The 18,050-nt window shown below is 58.6% G+C and carries 18 protein-coding genes; 12 read left to right on the forward strand and 6 right to left on the reverse strand.

Annotated elements, in window-relative coordinates; translation table 11 throughout:
* The first annotated feature begins 17 nt into the window (after positions 1-17).
* The 6 genes from QEH57_RS00135 to QEH57_RS00160 are packed head-to-tail and all read left to right on the forward strand — an operon-like array spanning position 18 to position 4,374.
* On the forward strand, positions 18-752 hold the full coding sequence (locus tag QEH57_RS00135; protein ID WP_309004628.1) for a cytochrome c oxidase subunit II: 735 nt from the start codon (positions 18-20) through the stop codon (positions 750-752).
* Positions 745-2,466 (forward strand): cbb3-type cytochrome c oxidase subunit I, encoded by a 1,722-nt coding sequence (locus tag QEH57_RS00140; protein WP_309004629.1) that lies wholly within the window; start codon positions 745-747, stop codon positions 2,464-2,466. The genes QEH57_RS00135 and QEH57_RS00140 overlap by 8 nt, the downstream gene beginning before the upstream one ends.
* A gap of 26 nt (positions 2,467-2,492) precedes the next feature.
* Positions 2,493-3,071 (forward strand): cytochrome c oxidase subunit 3, encoded by a 579-nt coding sequence (locus tag QEH57_RS00145; RefSeq protein ID WP_309004630.1) that lies wholly within the window; start codon positions 2,493-2,495, stop codon positions 3,069-3,071.
* A 29-nt stretch (positions 3,072-3,100) separates the two neighbouring features.
* Positions 3,101-3,529 carry a cytochrome C oxidase subunit IV family protein gene (locus QEH57_RS00150; RefSeq protein WP_309004631.1) on the forward strand — a complete coding sequence of 143 codons (429 nt, stop codon included), beginning with the start codon at positions 3,101-3,103 and terminating at the stop codon, positions 3,527-3,529.
* A 30-nt stretch (positions 3,530-3,559) separates the two neighbouring features.
* A complete protein-coding gene (locus QEH57_RS00155; RefSeq protein WP_309004632.1) occupies positions 3,560-4,156 on the forward strand; it encodes a cytochrome c oxidase subunit 3 in 597 nt (198 codons plus the stop codon).
* Between the two features lie 8 nt (positions 4,157-4,164).
* Positions 4,165-4,374: a hypothetical protein gene (locus QEH57_RS00160; RefSeq protein ID WP_309004633.1), complete on the forward strand. Its 210-nt coding sequence runs from the start codon at positions 4,165-4,167 to the stop codon at positions 4,372-4,374.
* Between the two features lie 131 nt (positions 4,375-4,505).
* Here the strand turns inward: QEH57_RS00160 and QEH57_RS00165 are convergent, their stop codons facing one another.
* The 5 genes from QEH57_RS00165 to QEH57_RS00185 form a co-directional block, all read right to left on the reverse strand.
* Positions 4,506-5,915: an HlyD family type I secretion periplasmic adaptor subunit gene (locus QEH57_RS00165; protein ID WP_309004634.1), complete on the reverse strand. Its 1,410-nt coding sequence runs from the start codon at positions 5,913-5,915 to the stop codon at positions 4,506-4,508.
* 11 nt (positions 5,916-5,926) lie between these two features.
* Entirely contained in the window at positions 5,927-8,164 is a 2,238-nt protein-coding gene (locus QEH57_RS00170; protein ID WP_309004635.1) for a type I secretion system permease/ATPase, read from the reverse strand.
* Positions 8,164-9,039, reverse strand: a complete 876-nt coding sequence (locus tag QEH57_RS00175; protein ID WP_309004636.1) for a response regulator — start codon at positions 9,037-9,039, stop codon at positions 8,164-8,166. Before QEH57_RS00175 ends, QEH57_RS00170 begins: the two co-directional genes overlap by 1 nt.
* Before the next feature lie 39 nt (positions 9,040-9,078).
* Positions 9,079-10,305 (reverse strand): TolC family protein, encoded by a 1,227-nt coding sequence (locus QEH57_RS00180; protein ID WP_309004637.1) that lies wholly within the window; start codon positions 10,303-10,305, stop codon positions 9,079-9,081.
* 287 nt (positions 10,306-10,592) lie between these two features.
* Positions 10,593-11,597 carry a 3'(2'),5'-bisphosphate nucleotidase gene (locus tag QEH57_RS00185; RefSeq protein WP_309004638.1) on the reverse strand — a complete coding sequence of 335 codons (1,005 nt, stop codon included), beginning with the start codon at positions 11,595-11,597 and terminating at the stop codon, positions 10,593-10,595.
* 79 nt (positions 11,598-11,676) lie between these two features.
* Here QEH57_RS00185 and QEH57_RS00190 point away from each other — a divergent pair, with 79 nt between their 5' ends.
* Complete coding sequence (locus QEH57_RS00190) at positions 11,677-12,531, forward strand: hypothetical protein (RefSeq protein WP_309004639.1); 855 nt, start codon at positions 11,677-11,679, stop codon at positions 12,529-12,531.
* A 95-nt stretch (positions 12,532-12,626) separates the two neighbouring features.
* Here the strand turns inward: QEH57_RS00190 and QEH57_RS00195 are convergent, their stop codons facing one another.
* Positions 12,627-13,103, reverse strand: coding sequence for a peptidylprolyl isomerase (locus QEH57_RS00195; RefSeq protein WP_309004640.1), 477 nt, complete (start codon positions 13,101-13,103; stop codon positions 12,627-12,629).
* Positions 13,104-13,268: 165 nt separating this feature from the next.
* On the opposite strand from QEH57_RS00195, the gene QEH57_RS00200 reads away from it, so the two are divergent.
* The 5 genes from QEH57_RS00200 to QEH57_RS00220 are packed head-to-tail and all read left to right on the forward strand — an operon-like array spanning position 13,269 to position 18,002.
* A complete protein-coding gene (locus tag QEH57_RS00200) occupies positions 13,269-14,753 on the forward strand; it encodes an FAD-dependent oxidoreductase (protein WP_309004641.1) in 1,485 nt (494 codons plus the stop codon).
* 43 nt (positions 14,754-14,796) lie between these two features.
* Positions 14,797-15,246: a 3-hydroxyacyl-ACP dehydratase FabZ family protein gene (locus QEH57_RS00205; RefSeq protein WP_309004642.1), complete on the forward strand. Its 450-nt coding sequence runs from the start codon at positions 14,797-14,799 to the stop codon at positions 15,244-15,246.
* Between the two features lie 4 nt (positions 15,247-15,250).
* Positions 15,251-16,072: an SDR family oxidoreductase gene (locus QEH57_RS00210; RefSeq protein WP_309004643.1), complete on the forward strand. Its 822-nt coding sequence runs from the start codon at positions 15,251-15,253 to the stop codon at positions 16,070-16,072.
* Positions 16,073-16,077: 5 nt separating this feature from the next.
* On the forward strand, positions 16,078-17,112 hold the full coding sequence (locus QEH57_RS00215) for a 3-oxoacyl-ACP synthase III (RefSeq protein ID WP_309004644.1): 1,035 nt from the start codon (positions 16,078-16,080) through the stop codon (positions 17,110-17,112).
* Between the two features lie 5 nt (positions 17,113-17,117).
* The gene (locus tag QEH57_RS00220) at positions 17,118-18,002 is read left to right on the forward strand and encodes an alpha/beta fold hydrolase (protein ID WP_309004645.1); all 885 of its coding nucleotides are present in this window, start codon (positions 17,118-17,120) and stop codon (positions 18,000-18,002) included.
* Positions 18,003-18,050 lie beyond the last annotated feature (48 nt).

An 18,050-nucleotide genomic window follows, 5' to 3' on the forward strand; every position in this document is an offset into this window, starting at 1 on the left:
AACCTAATCCGTCTCCCATGCTAGAGTACTTCCTTCCTAGAGCATCTTCATTTGCCGGAAGCATCGACCACCTGTTTGATTTGATCACCTACCTGGTCATGTTCTGGTTCTTGCTGACCTTCGCGTTCTTCCTGTACGTCGTCTTCCGTTTTCGTGCCAAGCCGGGCCAAAAGGCTCAGTACATCACCGGGGAAACGCACAAGCAGAAGCAAGCGATCGAAATTCCTCACTACCTCATCCTGGTCTGCGACTTGGCTATCCTCTTCTACACCTTCAAGGTGTGGCACGAAGTTAAGATCGACATGCCGGAGTACGACGAGCAGGTGCGAGTCATTTCCCAGCAGTGGGCTTGGACCTTCGAGCACGCGGGAGCGGACGGAGTCTTGGACACCGAAGACGACATCGTGCTGATCAACGAGATGGTCCTCAAGAAGGACACGCAGTACCAGTACGAGCTGCAGGCCTTGGACGTGATGCACAGCTTCTCGATCCCGGTTTTCCGCCTCAAGCAGGATTCGGTTCCCGGACGCAAGATCTTCGGCCACTTCAAGCCCATCCTGGAAGGGGAGTGGGATATCCAGTGCGCCGAGATGTGCGGCTACGGACATGGTTTCATGCCGGCGCGCGTCATCATCAAATCTGCTGAGGAATACGACGCTTGGATCGCTGAGAACACTCCAGCGCACCTGAAGCAAGACACCGCTTACGCTACTACAGAATCTGAATCGAAGGAGGCGCCTAACAATGGCTGATACCGCAACTGCAACGGCTACTGTCGACCATCACGACGACCACGGCCACACTGAATCTTTCTGGAGCAAGTACTGCTTCTCCACTGACCACAAGATCATCGGCTTCCAGTACCTCTTCACAGGTATGGCGATGGGACTTATCGGAGGCTTCTTCTCCTATGTCTTCCGCATGCATCTTGCCTTCCCTGGCTCCTCGATCCCGTTCTTCGGGGTGGTTTCGCCGGCGGCTTACAACTCTCTGGTGACCAACCATGGAACGATCATGATCTTCTGGGTAGCGATGCCTGTCTTGATCGCTGCCTTGGGTAACTTCCTTATCCCGCTGATGATCGGCTGCGACGATATGGTCTTTCCGAAGATCAACCGTCTTTCCTACCAGATCTTCTTGATCAGCGCCATCGTGCTCATCGCTTCCTTCTTCGTCCCTCAGGGCGGCTTCGGCGGCGCTTGGACGGCCTATCCGCCTTTGTCTGCCGAATCCCAATACAACGGAACGCCCTTTGGCGCCCCGATGTGGCTGATAGCGGTGACCTTGGAAATCGTGGCCTTCCTCTTGGGCGGTATCAACTTCATCACTACCGTGATGAATGCCCGCGCCAAGGGAATGAAGCTCTACGACATTCCGATGGTTGTCTGGATGATCGTTATCGCATCCATCCTCTTCATGGCCTCGGTTGGTCCTCTGGTTGCCGGCGCCGTAATGCTCCTCTTCGACCAGACGCTCGGCACGGGATTCTTCGATCCTGCAGCGGGCGGCGACCCGGTCATGTGGCAGCACTTGTTCTGGTTCTTCGGTCACCCTGAAGTTTACGTGGTACTGCTTCCAGCGATGGGAGTGGTGGCCGAAATCATCTGTACCTTCTCCCGCAAGAAGCTCTTCGGCTACAAGATGATCCTCTACAGCTCCATTGGCTTGGGCATTCTCAGCTTCTTCGTTTGGGCTCACCACCAGTTCATCTCCGGGGTGGATCCGCGCGCAACCTACCTGTTCACGACGACGACGCTTTTGATCTCCATCCCGGTGGCCCTGATGCTTTTCGCCTTCATCGGCACGTTGTGGGGAGGTTCGATCCGTTTCACCACTCCGATGCTGTTCGCTCTGTCCTTCATCGCTGAATTCCTCATCGGCGGTGTGACGGGCATCTGGCTCGGCTCGAGCGGTACCGACATCTACTTGCACGACACTTACTTCGTATTGGCTCACTTCCACTACACCTTCGTGCCGATCGCGATCATCGGAACCTTCTCGGCCCTGTACTACTGGTTCCCGAAGATGTTCGGTCGCAAGCTCAACGAGTTCTGGGGCAAGATCCACTTCTGGGGTACGATCATCCCGTTCAACGGCATCTTCCTTCCGCTCTTCGTGTTGGGAGCCGCGGGACAGCACCGCCGTATCGCCGGCTACACTGCGTATCCGGACCTCTACACCGAGAACTTCCAGGACCTGCGCGTATTCGCCACCGGTTCGCTCATCGTTCTCATCCTCTTCCAGATTCCATTCTTCATCAACTTCATCGTTAGCTTGAAGCGCGGCCAGAAAGCCGGACCCAATCCTTGGAAGGCCAACACGCTCGAGTGGGTGGCACCATCGCCTCCACCGCACGGAAACTTCGGCGACAACCTCCCGCAAGTTTACCGCGGCCCTTACGAATTCTCGGTCGAAGGACGCGAGGAAGACTACTGGCCACAGAACGAGCCTGATAAATCCAAGTAATTCAACGTAACCTCTTTCTAGATACAATGGGTCATAAAATCATTGCAACTGGCAGAAACCGCACAGGAATTCCAACTGGCCGTCTCGCGGTATGGTGGGTTGTCGGTTCTGAAATCGTCATCTTCGGCGGCCTCATCGCCGCCTATCTCCTGAACCGATTCTTACACGATTCGTGGGCTGTTTCGGCAGCCTACACGAACACCTTCATCGGAGCCGCCAATACGTTTTGGCTGCTCACTTCCAGCTACTTCGTGGTGCTCGCTCACGCGGCCGCCGAGAAGCGGGATGCCAAGACGGCGAGAAAATACCTCTGGTTTACGATCGGCTTGGGCGCCTGCTTCATGGGCTTCAAGTCCTACGAGTACGCCTCCGAAATCTCGCACGGCTTTACGATCTTCACCAGTAACTTCTGGAGCTTCTACTACACCGCGACTGGCTTGCACGGCTTCCACGTTCTCTGCGGTATGGTGATCATGGCCATCATCGCCGAGAAGGACATCAAGCACGAGCAGAACTGGCACCGCGTGGAGAACATCGGTATCTATTGGCACTTCGTGGATATCGTTTGGATCTTCCTCTTCCCACTGCTCTACATCGCCAAGTAGTTGAATCTTAATTACGGAAACTATTAGACATGGCTTCAGAAAACCATCCAAGTTACTTTAAAATCTATCTGCTGCTGCTCGGACTTTTCGTCGTGAGCGTGCTCGGGCCGGAAGTTGCGCACTGGATAGGGCTTGAGGACGATTCGGTTTCGCGAATGATCCTCGTCCTCGTCACGGCTTTCGGTATCGCCTTGGTGAAGGCCTACTACGTCTTGGCGTACTTCATGCACCTCAAGTTCGAGAAGATCTACGCTCCTTACTTGCTGCTTTCCATGGTAGCGATCCTCTTCGTCTTCTTCTTCGGAACTGCTACGGACTCGATGATGTCCGAGGGCAAGAACTGGGAGAAGCTGCCGATCGAGTTGCCTGAGGCCAAGGGATTCGACCATCACGGCGAATCGCACGGCGACGACCACGGCGACCATTCGCAAGACGACCACAGCGGCCACGCCCACTAGTTGGGCCAAGGCTGACCAGGAGGAGGGAATATGAGATACGCAGAAGCAGGAATTCAAGGAGAGGGCAGCTCGGTTCGCGAACCGGCCCTTTCGAACAGCGTGCTAGGGGTCATCGTCTTCATCATGGCGGAGATGATGTTCTTCTTGGGCTTGATCAGCGCCTTCATGATTTCCAAGGCGAATGCGGTCGAATGGCCTCCAATCGACCAGCCTCGGCTTCCGATCGGAGCCACCGCCTTCAATACGGCGGTGCTCATGGCGAGCGGTTTGACCATGTACCTGACGGGACGCGTCTTCCAACGCGAAGGCTTCGGGGACAAGAGCAAGCTGCTGTTCCTGGTGACCTTGGGACTCGGCACCTTTTTCGTGCTTTTCCAGGGAGTGGAGTGGGTGCGCATCCTTAGCCAAGGCCTGACCATGCAGTCGAGCACCTACGGCGCGTTTTTCTACCTGATCATCGGAGCTCACGCAGTGCACGCCATCGGTTCCATCGTTGCTCAGGTTCGCCTCTTCTGGAAGTTCCGCAAGGGAACGCTTCGTTTGCAGAGCTTCCGGGCAGGACAGACCTTTTGGTACTTCGTGGTAGGCGTTTGGCCTATCCTCTACGTTCTCGTTTATCTCGACTAAGTTAAGATATGAGCTTTCTGACCCGCAACCGTTCCAACAAGGCAGCAATCCTTTCGCTAGCGTTCGCGCTCGCCGCTTCGGCCGAAGCCTGTTCGGTGTGCGCGGTGGGGAAGGAAGAGGCGCGCGTCGCTTACTACGCGACGACCGCGATCTTGAGTTTCCTCCCGCTGATGATGATTGGCGGATTGGTCTACTTCCTCTTCAAGAAGAAGCGCTAAGGCTGCTCGATTCCGCTTGCTTAGCTATTTCAAAGCCCTCGCTGATGGACAGCGAGGGCTTTTTAATGCTTTGGCGGAGGGAAAGGGTCTCCGTTCGGAAACGGATTAAGCATGGCCCTTCGGCGAGCGGCCTAGCGCTCGGTGAGGGCGTTCATCTTGGCCCGAAGCAGGGGCTTGAAGACGTAGTCGAGCACGGTCTTCTTACCGGTGAGAATGTCTACTTCCACCTGCATGCCGGGGATGATTTTGAGTTCTTGCGTGCTGGTTTTCAGCGAGCGTTCGCCGGTGCGGACTCGAATGGTGTAGTAGCTGTCGCCCCGCTCGTCGGTGAAGGTGTCGGCGCTGATGTGCTCGACGGTTCCTTTGAGCCCGCCGTAGATGGAGAAGTCGTAAGCGGTAAGCTTGACGGTGGCTTCCTGTCCGGGGTGGATGAAGCCGATGTCCTTGGGCAAGACGTTGGCTTCGACGATGAGGTCGCTTTCGTAGGGGACAATTTCGACGATGGGCTCTCCGGAGCGGATGACGCCGCCGATGGTGTTGAAATTAACCTTGTTGATGGTGCCGTTGACGGGTGAGGTGACGTCGGTGCGGCGAATCTTGTCCTCGAAGGCGAGCAGGCTTTGCTCGATCTGCTCGAGCTTGGCTCGGGCTTCGTTGCGCTGGCTGAGGACTTCCTTGGTATAGTCGGACTGGATGCGGCTCAGCTCGCTTTCCGTGTCGTTCACGGCGGATTGGAGGCGGAGCAGTTCCACTTGGGAGACGATTCCTCTTTCCGCCAAGGGGATGGTGATGTCTAGCTCCTTGCGCTTGAGCTCGAGGCTGCGGCTGAGGTGTCGGATAGATCCTGCCAAGTTGCCGCGACGACTTGCGAAAAGGGCTTGTTCGCTCTCCGCGAGATCGGGGCGTTTCTGGAGAATGTAGTTGGGGAACTCGATGCTTTCCCGGTTGTTCGCTTCCGCTTCGAGGCGGGCGATGGTAGCCATGAGGTTGTCCCGCTGGGCGGCGGTTTCGCTGCGGGCGGCGGAGAAGGCGGTGCTGTCGATGCGTAGCAGACTGTCGCCCTGGCTCACGCGATCTCCCGCGGAAACGTTGAGTTCGGCGAGGATACCGCCTTCCAGGCTTTGCACGACCTGGAGGAAGTCGGTAGGGACCACTTTTCCCTGGCCGCGAGTGATTTCGTTCACCTCGGAAGAGCTGGCCCAGAAAACGAGGGCGCTGACGATGCCGACGATGGTGAACATCAGCAGGGTGGCGAGGGGGCTGCGATTTTCGAGGAAAGCTGCTTTGGTATCGGAGACGAAGTCGAGGTCGGCCTTTTTGAGCTTAAGGTTTTTGCCTTCTTCCTGCCCTTCTGCGTCGGGTGGCGTCGCAGCGGCTTCGGTAGGAACGGGCTCCGGCTTGGCTTCGGGATTGGCTGCTGGCTTCGCGTCGGTTTCCGTTTGCGGTTCCGACTCAGCGGCTTTTTCCGGCTTTGGCTCGGGTGCTTCTGCTTTTTCCGGCTCCGTCTTGGCGGCGGGCTTGGATGGTTCTGGCGTGTTCATGGGATCGGACATCAGTTTCTACCGGCTCCTCCTGAGAGTTGGCGCATGACTTCGGCCTTGGGGCCGTTGGCGGCGACGCGGCCTTGGTCCATCACGATGATGCGGTCGGCGAGTTTGAGCATGGAAGGCTTGTGGGTGGAAAGCACGAGGGTGCGGCCGCCTTCGTTTCCGTAGGCGTCCATGGCGGCGATGAATTCGCGTTCCGCATTGGCGTCCATGGCGCTGGTCGGTTCGTCCATGACGAGTACGGGCGGCTTGGCGATAATGGCGCGAGCGATGTTGATCGCTTGGCGCTGGCCGCCGGAGAGGCGTTCGCCGCGTTCGCCGATTTGCATGTCGTAGCCCATGGGATGACGAGAGGCGTAACGTTCCACGCCGGAAAGCTGGGCAGCTTGCAGGAGCTCTTCCTCGTCGGCCCAAGGGGCGCCCATGAGGATGTTTTCTTTGAGGGAGCCATAGAAGAGGTTGTTCTCCTGGGCAATGTATCCGAGGCGGCGGCGCAGTTCGGCGGGATCGAGCTGGCGGATGTCGGTACCGTTGACCAGGATCATGCCGGAGGTCGGCTGGTAGAATCCGAGGATGAGGCGCAGCAGGGTGCTTTTCCCGGAGCCAACGCGTCCGAGAATAGCTACCTTCTCGCCGGGTTCGATGGTGAAGCTCGCGTTCCTGACGGCGGGTTCGGCATCTTCCGAGTAGGAGAAGGTGACCTCCTTGAATTCGATGCTGGGGCGGAAGTCGCTTTTGCGCACGTAGTTGCGGCCGGCTTCGCGTTCTTGGGGGAGGGCCACGATTTCGTTGAGTCCCTTGAGGGAGACGAGGGAGGACTGCATGCGGGAGAGCAGGGCGGCGACTTGGCCGATGGGGCCCATGGCGCGGCCGCTAAGGATGGTGCAGCCGATGAGGGCTCCCATGCTCATCTCTCCTTCGCGTATCCGGTAAACGGATGCGACGACGATGACGACCGATACCATCTGCGTGACGAACACGGTGAAGTTGGTGGCGGCGGCGGAGATGCGCCGGGAGGCGACCTCGCTCTTGGCGGAGCTGCCGAGGAAATTTTCCATGCGGCGCTGGAAGATGCCTGCAGCGGAGAGTCCTCGGATGGCTTCGAAGCCACCGATCGCTTCCACTAGCAGGGCATGCTTCTGCGCCGCGGATCCTTGGGCCGTTTCGGCAGCTCGCTTGAGCGGTATGTGCAGGATCGCTCCGACTGCCAAAATGAGAAGGATGCCGGCTGCCGGGATAAAGGCTACCCAGCCTGCCATGAAATACATGAATCCGATGAAGAGGACCACGAAGGGGAGGTCGATCAAGGTCGCCATCGTAGCGGAGGTGAAGAACTCCCGCAGGCTTTCGTAGCCTTTGACTTGGTTGGCGAAGCTGCCTGCGGAGGCGGGCTTGTGTTCCATCTTGATGCCGAGCACTCGTTGGAAGATGAAGCTGGAGAGCAGCACGTCGGCGTTCTTTCCGGCTTTGTCGATGAGGGAGGTGCGCAGGATCTTCAGGAGGAAGTCGAAGCCGTAGACGAGGGTGACGCCGCTGGCGAGGACCCAGAGGGTTTCGATCGCGTTATTAGGAATGACGCGGTCGTAGACGTTCATGACGAACATGGATCCGGCTACGGCAAAGAGGTTGATGAAGACGGCAGCGAGAAGGACGCTTTGGTAGACGCGGCGGTATTTCCAGAGGGTTCCCCAGAACCAGTGCTTCGACTTGACGGAGCTGTCGTTCTTGTCGGCCCGGGCGTCGAAGGCGAACTCCGGCTTAACGAAAATGGCGGTTCCGATGTATTCGGATTCCAACTTCGCCTTGTCTAGGACGACTTGGCCGGATCCGGTTTCGGGAAGGATAACGGAGAAGTCGTCGTCCTTGCGGCTGACCAGCACGGCGCTGCGATTGTCCTCGAGGAGCAGGACGCAGGGAAAGACGAGTTCGGGAATTTCCGCGAGCTTGCGCTTTACGAGGCGGGCCGAGAAGTTGGCGTTTTCGGCGGCTCGGATGAAGAGGCGCGGAGTGAGTCGGTTATCGACAAGGGGAAGGCCTGAGGTGAGCACGTCGCCGGAGAGCTGGCGATCATGCATCTTGCCGATCATGATCAAGCAATCCAGTAGCGAGTCGTCGAATACACGCGTTTCCTCAGCGGAAGGCGCAGGAGCGCTGGTCTCTGGCTTTGCCTTGTCGATCCTGGGTCGGGGAGCTGCCTTCCGTATGGAGGGAGCGAGCCTCGTGTTCTTTTTGTCCGAGATCATTAGAGATTGCTGGTGAGGTCGATTAGGGACTCGTGGAGTTGCTCCATTTCGCGGAGCTTGCGCTCCATTTCTCTTTGTTCGGTAACGTCTTCGATGGTGCCTTCGAGGAAAACGCTTTCGGTGCTTTCGTCTTCGATTGCCCAGACGTTGATGATGGCCTCCATGATGGAGCCGTCTTGTCGGTGGAAAATGGCTTCGAAGCGACCGCCTTGCTCGGCTTCGTCGGCGAGGTCTATGGTCGCGGCCTGGTGGGTTTGGTGATCGTAGGTTTCAGGGACGAGCGTCTCGCAAACTTGGATACAGTCTTCACGCGTCTCGAAGCCGAGGGCGTGGGCGAGGAAGCTGTTCACGTCGAGCAGGTTGCTGTCCGCGTCGCAGCGGAAAATCCCGATGGCCGCGTTTTCGAAGAAGCCGCGGTATTGGGCTTCGCTTTCGCGCAGCTTGCTTTCGAGCTGGGTTTTCTCGCGGCGGTTGGCGGCGTCCTTGAGGTGGGACTCGATGGCGGGGAGGAGGCGGGCGGTATTGCCCTTCATAATGTAGTCGTGGGCGCCCATCTTCATGAGGTCCACGGCGCTTTCCTCGCCGATCTTTCCGGAAACGAGAATGAAGGGGATGTCCAGATCGTAGGCTTGGAAGAGCTGCAAGGCTTGCATGCCGTCGAACTCGGGCATCTGGTAGTCGGAGATGACGATATCCCACTCGCGCTCGTCGAGTTGGAATTTCATGTCCTCGCGCGTTTCTACCCGCTCGCTAGTGACCTCGTATCCGTTCTTCTTGAGAAGGTTGGCGGTGAACTTCGCCTCGATCTTCGAATCCTCTACGATGAGGACTCGTAGTTTCCCTTTGGATACTTTCTCTTCTTTGTGACCGCTCATTCTGGGTTGCTCTTAGTTGGAATCTTGGCTTCGGAAAGGTTAGCGGATGGCGTTGGTCAGCTCGCCCATGGCGGAGAGGAGTCGATAGGCGGCCTGCAGCCGGTTGAGGCGTTCCTCTTCGACGGAAGCGCGGGCGGAGGAGAGCTCGTTTTCGACGTCGAGCAGGTTGATCAGCGGGCGCTTGCCGAGCTCGAATTGCTCGTGGTAGGCGGAGACGACCGCTTCCATGGAGTCGCGGTGCGTCTGCAGCAGGTAGATTCGCTCGTTGGTGGAGGTCAGTTCGTTCCAGGCGTTGGCGAAGGTGGTCTCGGTTTCGACGAGGGTGTCCTGCAGCTTGTAGTCAGCCTCTTCGATTTGGTAGTTGGTGCGGGAGATTTCGGCGCGGCGTCGGCCGCCGTCGAAGATGTTATACGAGAGGGTTATGAGGGCTACGGCGTCCTCTTGGAGCTTGTCGTAGCGGTCGGAGCGAGCGGCGTCGCCTTCGACGACGAAGTTGAGCTTGGGGCGGAAGGCGCTTTCCGCTACCTTGCGGCGAGAGTAGGTGGCCTGGAGCTCCGAATGGGCGGCTCGGACGCTGGGGTTGGCCTCGAAGGAGATTTCGTCGAGGGAATCGGGAATGGCCCATTCCGGAAACTCCGGTTCGATGAGCCGGGTGGGGTAGGAGCCGGTTAGCTTGAGGAAGGTATTGTTGGCGTTGTTGAGCTGGCGGTTGCGGGCTTCGAGGCTGGCCTTGGCCATGGCTAGGCGGGCCCTGACGAGAATGACGTCCGCTTTGGGGCCGGCTCCGGCCTCGAACTTTTCCTCGATCTTGTCGAGGGCGTCCTGGTGGAGGTAGACGCTTTGCTCGGCGAGGTTGCGCAGGCGAGTGTATTTGAGGACGTTGACGTAGGTAAGGGTGAGCTCGAGGGCGAGGTCTTCGCGGGTTTTGCGCAGGGACTCCTCGCTGGTGCGCAGGTTGGCTTGGGCCTCGGTGATGCGGTGGCGGGTGTTGCCGCCGTCGAAAAGCAGTTGCTTGCCTTGCAGGGAGGCGTCGCCGGTTTCGCCGTAGACCTGGAAGCCTTTGTCGTTGCCGAAGCGTTCTTCGCCCCCTCGCATGCTGAGGGAGAGCTGTGGACGGCGGGCGGCGCGTTCGCCTTCGAGCTTGTTTTGCTCGATCTGTACGCGGGATTCGAGGACCCGCACTTTCGGGTAGCGGGAAAGGGTGGCCTCCAGGGCTTCGCCGAGCGTCTGGGCTTGGCTGGCGGAGGTCGCGGCCAGAGCGGCCATCGTTAGCGAGAGGCGCCAGATCGTGTGGATCGGGCGTCGTGATCGTCCGCATGGGAGCGGGGTTTGGCTGTGGGATGGAGCTTTCAGAGTACTAATTGGTTAGGTGTGGTACTCTATGATCGTTCAAACGAAGTGAAACTTGAGCTCGGGGTCCAAGAGAGGTGCAAAACTCATTTCGAGGCAGGCGAACTCCTCAGACCATGGGGTTCGAGCCCAAAAAAAGCTCCCAGATTGGGAGCTTGGAAGGGGACGTAATGCGGAGGGCAGTCCGAGATGCGGGATTTTCCCTAGACGGCTTTCGAGGATTGGCCGGAGGCGACCACCGCTTTTACGACCGTTTCAAAGACGGCGGGGGAGGTAGCCACGATGCCTTTGTTGTTCTTGAGCGTGCGGCCGAGGGAGAAGTCGAGCGGCTGGCCGAAGGTGTCGGCGATTTTGCCGCCAGCCTCCTGCAGCACGACGTAGCCGGCCGCGTGGTCCCAGATCTTTTCCTCGTAGCCGGGGCGGGTGGGGAGGCGAAGGTAGACGGAGGCTTGGCCGCGCGAGACGGCGGCGTACTTGCACTGGCTGTCCATGCGGAAGGGCTCCACGGCGGTGCCGAGGGCTTCGGCGATGGCGGCGGAGCGTCCGTGGGCGGTGTGCCCTGACTCGACGGATTCGCAAAAGACGGCATGGGCCGCCTCGGATACGGAGTCGGTGGAGATGGGAACGGCGGCAGCGATGTCGCTCAAGGGCGCTTGGAAGGCGCCTTGGCCTTGCACGGCGAAGAGGATGCAGCCCTTTTCGCTGTCGGGATTGGCGGGGTCGACGGGCAGGTTGGGGCAACCGAGCACGCCAAGCACGACTTGGCCGTTTTCGATGAGGGCGAGGGCGACGGCGTATTGCTCGCCGCGCAAGAAGCCCTTGGTGCCGTCGATGGGGTCGAGGGTCCAGAAGCGCCCGTCGGCTCCGCCGGCATGGTTGCCGCGATCGATGGCGGCTAGGACTGAATCGGCGTCGAGGGAGCCGTCGATCTTTTGGGCGTATTCGACGACGCGGGCGAAGAGTTCGGCGTTTTCCGGCTTACGCAGGTCGCTGGAGTCTTCCTCGCCGACGGCGGGATCTTTGGGAAAGGCTTGGGCGAGGGTGGAGAGCACGAGGGCTTGGGCGCCGTAGTCGGCGACGGTGACGGGGGACTTGTCCGCCTTGTCGTGCTTTTCGGCGTCTACGAGTCCGCGTTGGGCGGCGGAGCAGAGGAGCGAGGCTTTGAGGACGGCTTCTTTGGCGACGTTGAGTTCCTGTTGGAATGGCATGGCGAAGACGATGGAAAGCTGGGCGGCTTGTGCAAGAAAGACTTAACACGGAGGAAAGTCCTCTCCTATATCTGTTGCCGTGTTAAAGACCATCGAGACCTGCCTGTTTTCTTTCGACTTGGAATGGATCCCCGATCCCTTGAGCGCGGAGATGCTTTTCGGTGTCGACACTAGCGGGGCCCACGGGAGCGAGGAGGCCATGAAGCGGCTTTGGCGCGAGAGCGGAGCCACGGAGGAGAATCCGCAGCCGTACTTGAAGACGGTGCTCTGCCGCATCGTTTCCGTTTCGGGCGTGCTGCGCGAGGTAGTGGGGGGCGAGGTGAAGCTCAAGCTCGTGACCTTGCCGGCGACTGCGGGCGACGAGGAAAAGGCCAAGGAGCGGACCATTTTGAAGCAATTGCTCAAGGCGATCGGTTCCCGTAAGCCGCAGCTGGTCGGCTACAATTCGCACAACGCGGACGTGCCGATCATCGTGCAGCGGGCCATCGTGCACGGGCTTTTCAGCCAAGGCATGGGCGAGCGTCCGAACAAGCCCTGGGAAGGGGTGGACTACTTCGCGACCAGCGGCGACCACAACGTGGACTTGGCGCCCATGGTGGGGCGCTGGGGGCAGACTCCCCGCTTGCACGAGATCGCGACCCTGTCCGGAATTCCCGGCAAGGTGGACACGGAGGGCGGGTTCGTATCCGACCTCTGGTTACAGGGGAAGCTGCAGGATATCTTGGACTACAACGAGTTCGATGCGATCACCACGCATTTGCTATGGGCCCGCATCGCCCACTTTTCCGGCTTGCTCAGCTCGGAGGGGTACGAGCGCGAGCAGACTTTGGTGCGCGAGCTCTTGGACGACGAGATCGAGAAGGGGAAGACGCACTTCATCCGCTACCTGGAGGAGTGGGACCGCTTGGTGGCTTTGACGAAGAAGCGGGACTGACTGGAGACGGCTTGGGCTTCCGCTCAGGCCTTGCTCCGCAAAAAAGCCCGCTCCTTGGCAGGAACGGGCTTTTGTTTTGAAAGGGCGCCTTGGGCTCAGTCGATGACGGTGGCCTTGAGGATCTTTTGCTCTTCGAGCGGCTTGTCCATGCCGTCGCGCTCGACGGACTCGATGGCTTGCACGACTTCGTAGCCTTCTTCCACTTCGCCGAAGATGGTGTGGCGCATGTTGAGCCAAGGGGTCTTGGCGGTGGTGATGAAGAATTGGCTGCCGTTGGTGCCGGGGCCGGCGTTGGCCATGGCGAGCAGTCCGGTCTTGTCGAAACGCACGTCCGGGGTGCACTCGTCTTCGAAGGTCTTGCCCCAGATGGATTGGCCGCCGCGTCCGGTGCCTGTCGGGTCGCCGCACTGAACCATGAACTCTGGAATGACGCGGTGGAAGATGATGCCGTCGTAGTAGCCGTTCTCCACGTGGGTGGCGAAGTTTTCGCAAGCCTTGGGAGCTACGTCGGGATAAAGCTTCAGGGTGATCGTTCCCTGATTGGTTTCGAATTTGATCTTGGTCTTAGCCATCTTTGTTACGAATTGCGCGTGTTGGGTGATCCGCAAGCAGAAAAGCTGAATTTGGGAGGGCGGCGTTCGGGGCGGAATCGCGGGTTCGGCGGAAAGCTCGGGGAATTTCCCAGAGGCGATTTCTCAGTTGTATTTCCCGTTTCCAGCCCTATTCGTTGGCCGCTTATGGGCAAAAACTGGCTAGAAGGAGTAGATGAGGAGTACGACGTGGTCGTAATCGGCAGCGGCCTAGGCGGGCTTACCAGCGCCAATGTACTCGCCAAATGCGGACACAAGGTCCTCCTGCTCGAGCATCATTACCAATTCGGCGGGCTTGCCACTTGGTTCAAGCGCCCCGGCAAGCATATCTTCGACATCTCCCTGCATGGCTTTCCCCATGGCATGGTGAAGTCCTGCCGCAAGTACTGGACCAAGGAAATCGCCGACTCGATCCACCAGCTCAAGGACGTGCGTTTCATCAACCCGCAGTTCGACGTGTGGACCACCTTCGATCGCAAGGACTTCACGCGGATCCTGGTCGAGGACTTCAAGCTCGAGCTCGAGCAGGTGGAAGGCTTCTACACCCACTTGCGCCAGATGAATTTCTACGACGACGACAAGCGCACCACGCGGGAGCTCTTCGAGGAGTTCTTCCCCGGCCGCAAGGACGTGCACCGCCTCCTGCTCGAGCCGATCGCCTACGCCAACGGTTCCACCCTCGACGAGCCGGCGATCACCTACGGCATCGTATTTTCCAATTTCATGAGCAAGGGGGTCTACACCTTCCAAGGCGGCACGGACGTGCTGATCGGCAAGATGGTGGAAGAGCTCGAACGCAACGGAGCGACCCTCAAGAAAAACGTGCTCGTGCGTCAGATCCTGACCGAGGAGGTGGACGGCAAGCCGCAGGTAACGGGCGTGGTCATCGAGGGCCGCACCCGGGATTCGGAGCCGGACAACGTGATGACGGTTCGCAGCAAGGCGGTCGTTTCCAACGCCAACGTGGTGACCACGGTCAAGAAGATGGTCGGCGCGGAGAAGTTCTCCAAGGAGTACCTCGAGGAGTTGGACGCGGTACGCATCAACAGCAGCTCCTGCCAAGTCTACATGGGCATCAAGGAAGGCGAAACCATCCCCAACATCGGCGACCTCGTCTTCACTTCCGACGCCCCCATTTTCAGCAGCGAGGAGCTGGTGGACCTGCACACGACCAGCCGGACCTTTTCCGTCTACTATCCCGAAACTCGTCCCGGAACCGACCGCTATACTATAGTTGCATCCTTGAACGCCAAGATGGTCGACTGGGAGAACCTCAGCGACGAGGAGTACGAGCAGCACAAGGAACGCCTCATCGAGGAGTCGCTGGTTTCGCTCGAGAAGTACATTCCCGACGTGCGTTCCAAGATCGACCACCTGGAAGCGGCCACCCCGCGCACCATCAACCACTACACCCGCCACCCGGAAGGCACTTCCTTCGGAACCAAGTTCGAGGGGCTGAAGTCTTCCATGGAGCTGCCGGAGCAAGTCACCGGACTCTATCACGCTGGCTCGGTCGGCATCATTATGTCCGGCTGGCTGGGCTCGATGAACTACGGCGTCATCACTTCCAACAAGGTCGACAAGCAGATTGTCGCGATGAAGGCCGCGGCGGCCGGCAAGCCTGTCGCCTAATATTGAATACAACCCTTTCCGCAACCCACGACCCCGATTGACTATGGCTACCGAAGAAGTTCTCAACGCGATCCCGCACCGTCCTCCTTTCCTATTCGTAGACGAAGTGGTTGAGCAGACCGAAAAATCGCTCACTGCCCGTCGCCATGTGCCGGAGACGGAAGCCTTCTTCGAAGGGCACTATCCCAACAATCCGATCATGCCGGGCGTGATCATTTCGGAAGCGGTTTTCCAGACGGGCGCCATTTTGATGAGCCGTTTGTTTGCGGACAAGATCAAGGACGACCCTAGCTTGGTTCCGGTATTGTCGAAGATCGAGAACGCGCGTTTCAAGAGCATCGTGCGTCCGGGCGATACCCTGTTGATCACCGCGACTTACAAGGAAAGCGTGGGAAGCTTCAGCTTCATGGACGGCAGCGTGCAGACCGAGGACGGTCGCCGCGTGATGACGGTTTCCTTCTGCGTGGCTTTGGCGAGCGCCCAAAACAAATAGTGCCATGGGATTCCTAAACCTGGAAGGTAAGAACATTCTTGTGATGGGCGTAGCCAATCGCAAGAGCGTGGCCTGGTTCATTGCCAAGACTTTGGAAGAAGAGGGAGCGAAAGTCATCTACAGCGTGCGTTCCGAAGCCCGCAAGGAGAGCGCCGCCAAGCTGCTCAAGGACAAGCCGGTCTATGTCTGCGATGTGGAGAACAAGGAAGAGGTCGCCAAGCTCGCCGAAGAGGTGGGACGCGATTTTGGGACTTTGCATGGCATCGTGCACTCGATCGCCTTCGCCAACTACAGCGAGGGGTTCAAGCCTTTCCACGAAACCAAGCGCGAAGACTTCCTGCAGGCGACGGCAATCTCTGCCTTTTCGGTGGTCGAGGTTTCCAACGCGTTTAAGCCTTACCTCGACAACAAGGCGTCCGTGGTCGCGATCAGCATTTCGTCGCTCACCATTACGGCAGAGAATTATGGATACATGTCGCCAGTGAAGGCGGCCCTCGATTCCTCGATTCGCTTCTTGGCCAAGTCCTTCAGCAAGGATACGCAAGTTCGTTTCAACACGGTGAATCCCGGTACGCTCAAGACCAGCGCTTCGGCGGGGATACCTGGTTACGCGGAAAGCTACCTCTTCAGCGAAAAGCTGACCTTCCGTAAGCAAGCTTTGAATACGCAGGAAGTTGCCAATGCGGCAGTTTTCCTGCTCAGCGAGCGCTCTAGCGGAATGAATGGGACCGGCCTGACTTTGGATGCGGGCATGGGGATCAACTATTTCGACGCGGAAGTGATTAAGCTCGCGATGCGACCGGAGGAGAAGGGCGGGAACGCCTAGTGCCGATGAAGGTTCGCTCCGCAGTTATCGATTCCCTTTCCTACGTCTCGCCGCCGACGGCTTGGTCGAGCGAATTGATCGAAGAGAAGTTGGCTCCGCTCTATCAACGCTTGAGGCTGCCCGAAGGGCGCCTGGAGTTGATGACCGGCATCAAGGAACGCCGCTTCTGGGATCACGAGGTACGTCCTTCCGAAATCGCAGCGGATGCGGGCCGCAAGGCGATCGCCGCATCCGGGCTCGCTCCCGAGCAGATGGAAGTGTGTATCCACTCTTCGGTTTGCCGCGACATGCTGGAGCCAGCCACGGCGTCGTTCGCCCACCGATTGATGGGCCTGAGCCCGACAGTGCAGGTTTTTGACGTTTCCAATGCGTGCCTTGGATTCTTGAATTCGATCAGCCTGCTCAGTTCGATGATCGACTCGGGACAGATCAAGGCAGGCGTGGTGGTTTCCGGCGAAAACGGCAAGCCGCTGCTCGAGCGTACCATCCAGATCCTGCTGGAGCGGGACCTCAACCGGAAGTCGATCAAACCGTTTTTCGCGAACTTGACCATCGGGGCCGGAGCCGTTGCGGCAGTGGTATGCCACGAATCGCTTTCCCCCAATGGACATCGGATCCTGGGCGGTAGTGTTATGGCGGATACGTCGGCTAACGACCTGTGCAAAGGCGACTCCAGTGCCGCGGGCGGAGGTCTGGAGATGCAGACCGACTCCGAGGAAATGCTGCAGGCGGGCGTGGGCTTGGCTAAGCGTACCTGGGACGCTTTCAAGGGCGAGCTCGGTTGGGACGAGAGCACGGCGGATCGTATCGTTTGCCATCAGGTCGGAGCGGCCCACCAGCGCTTGCTCTTCGATACGCTCGGCTTGGATCACGCGAAGGATTTCTCCAGCTACCAGACTTTTGGAAATACCGGATCGGCTGCCTTGCCGATCACTTTGGCCAAGGCGGCGGAAGAAGGCGCCGTGAAGGCGGGGGACAAGGTGGCGTTGCTAGGTATTGGCAGCGGACTGAATTGCTTGATGATGGGAGTGGAGTGGTGAGCGTAGTGACGATTCCAGACAGCTTGAAGGAAGAGTATCCTTTCGAACCGAAGCGCTTGAAGCTGAGTTGCGGTTTCGAGATGAGCTACGTGGACGAGGGCGAAGGCTTTCCGGTCCTCATGGTGCATGGAAATCCCACTTGGTCTTTCTACTATCGCAACGTGATCAAGAAGCTGCGCGGCAAGTTTCGCTGCATCGCAGTGGACCACATCGGTTGCGGGCTAAGCGACAAGCCTGGCTCGAAGTATTCCTACCGCATCAAGCAGCGTATCCAGGATTTGGGTGAACTGATCGACCATCTCGGTTTGGAGCGTTTCGATATCGTGGTGCACGATTGGGGCGGCGTGATCGGGCTGGGTGCAGCCTTGAAGCGTTTCGAGAAGTTGCGTCGTGTCACGATTTTGAATACGGCGGCTTTTGTCGATTCGCGTATTCCGGCTCGTATTTCCCTGTGTCGCAATCCGCTCTTCGGCAAGTTTTTGGTGCAAGGCCTCAATGGCTTCGCGGGACCGGCAGCTTGGATGTCGGTCAAGAAGAAGCCGCTTAGCCCGACGGTAAAGGAAGGCATGCTGCTGCCGTACCGAACTTGGTCGAATCGCCGCGCGGTCTACGAATTCGTGAAGGACATCCCGATGCACGTATCGCATCCGAGCTTCAACGATTTGCTAGCGGTGGAGAACGAGCTGCTGAAGCTGCGCCAGCGCGATGTATCCATTCTTTGGGGCGGCAAGGACTTCTGTTTCAACGTGCATTTCTACGACCGTTGGCGTCGCTTCCTGCCGGATGCGACCGCGTTTCGGTACCAGGAGGCGGGGCACTACATCCTCGAGGACGAGACGGAGTCGTGTTGCGAGGCGATCTACCAGATGGCCGACTACGACGAGAATTGAGCGAAGAGTCCGCTCAATTTGCGTATCGATTGGTTTGGAGTTAGTATT

Source organism: Pelagicoccus sp. SDUM812005 (assembly GCF_031127875.1).
In the GTDB taxonomy this organism is placed as follows: Bacteria; Verrucomicrobiota; Verrucomicrobiia; order Opitutales; family Opitutaceae; genus Pelagicoccus.

What these genes read in the sequence shown, in the direction of transcription:
- QEH57_RS00135 (WP_309004628.1), top strand. Translation starts at nt 18, where the DNA reads ATGCTAGAGTACTTCCTTCCTAGAGCATCTTCATTTGCCGGAAGCATC.
- QEH57_RS00140 (WP_309004629.1), top strand. Translation starts at nt 745, where the DNA reads ATGGCTGATACCGCAACTGCAACGGCTACTGTCGACCATCACGACGAC.
- QEH57_RS00145 (WP_309004630.1), top strand. Translation starts at nt 2,493, where the DNA reads ATGGGTCATAAAATCATTGCAACTGGCAGAAACCGCACAGGAATTCCA.
- QEH57_RS00150 (WP_309004631.1), top strand. Translation starts at nt 3,101, where the DNA reads ATGGCTTCAGAAAACCATCCAAGTTACTTTAAAATCTATCTGCTGCTG.
- QEH57_RS00155 (WP_309004632.1), top strand. Translation starts at nt 3,560, where the DNA reads ATGAGATACGCAGAAGCAGGAATTCAAGGAGAGGGCAGCTCGGTTCGC.
- QEH57_RS00160 (WP_309004633.1), top strand. Translation starts at nt 4,165, where the DNA reads ATGAGCTTTCTGACCCGCAACCGTTCCAACAAGGCAGCAATCCTTTCG.
- QEH57_RS00165 (WP_309004634.1), bottom strand. Translation starts at nt 5,915, where the DNA reads ATGAACACGCCAGAACCATCCAAGCCCGCCGCCAAGACGGAGCCGGAA.
- QEH57_RS00170 (WP_309004635.1), bottom strand. Translation starts at nt 8,164, where the DNA reads ATGATCTCGGACAAAAAGAACACGAGGCTCGCTCCCTCCATACGGAAG.
- QEH57_RS00175 (WP_309004636.1), bottom strand. Translation starts at nt 9,039, where the DNA reads ATGAGCGGTCACAAAGAAGAGAAAGTATCCAAAGGGAAACTACGAGTC.
- QEH57_RS00180 (WP_309004637.1), bottom strand. Translation starts at nt 10,305, where the DNA reads ATGGCCGCTCTGGCCGCGACCTCCGCCAGCCAAGCCCAGACGCTCGGC.
- QEH57_RS00185 (WP_309004638.1), bottom strand. Translation starts at nt 11,597, where the DNA reads ATGCCATTCCAACAGGAACTCAACGTCGCCAAAGAAGCCGTCCTCAAA.
- QEH57_RS00195 (WP_309004640.1), bottom strand. Translation starts at nt 13,103, where the DNA reads ATGGCTAAGACCAAGATCAAATTCGAAACCAATCAGGGAACGATCACC.
- QEH57_RS00200 (WP_309004641.1), top strand. Translation starts at nt 13,269, where the DNA reads ATGGGCAAAAACTGGCTAGAAGGAGTAGATGAGGAGTACGACGTGGTC.
- QEH57_RS00205 (WP_309004642.1), top strand. Translation starts at nt 14,797, where the DNA reads ATGGCTACCGAAGAAGTTCTCAACGCGATCCCGCACCGTCCTCCTTTC.
- QEH57_RS00210 (WP_309004643.1), top strand. Translation starts at nt 15,251, where the DNA reads ATGGGATTCCTAAACCTGGAAGGTAAGAACATTCTTGTGATGGGCGTA.
- QEH57_RS00215 (WP_309004644.1), top strand. Translation starts at nt 16,078, where the DNA reads ATGAAGGTTCGCTCCGCAGTTATCGATTCCCTTTCCTACGTCTCGCCG.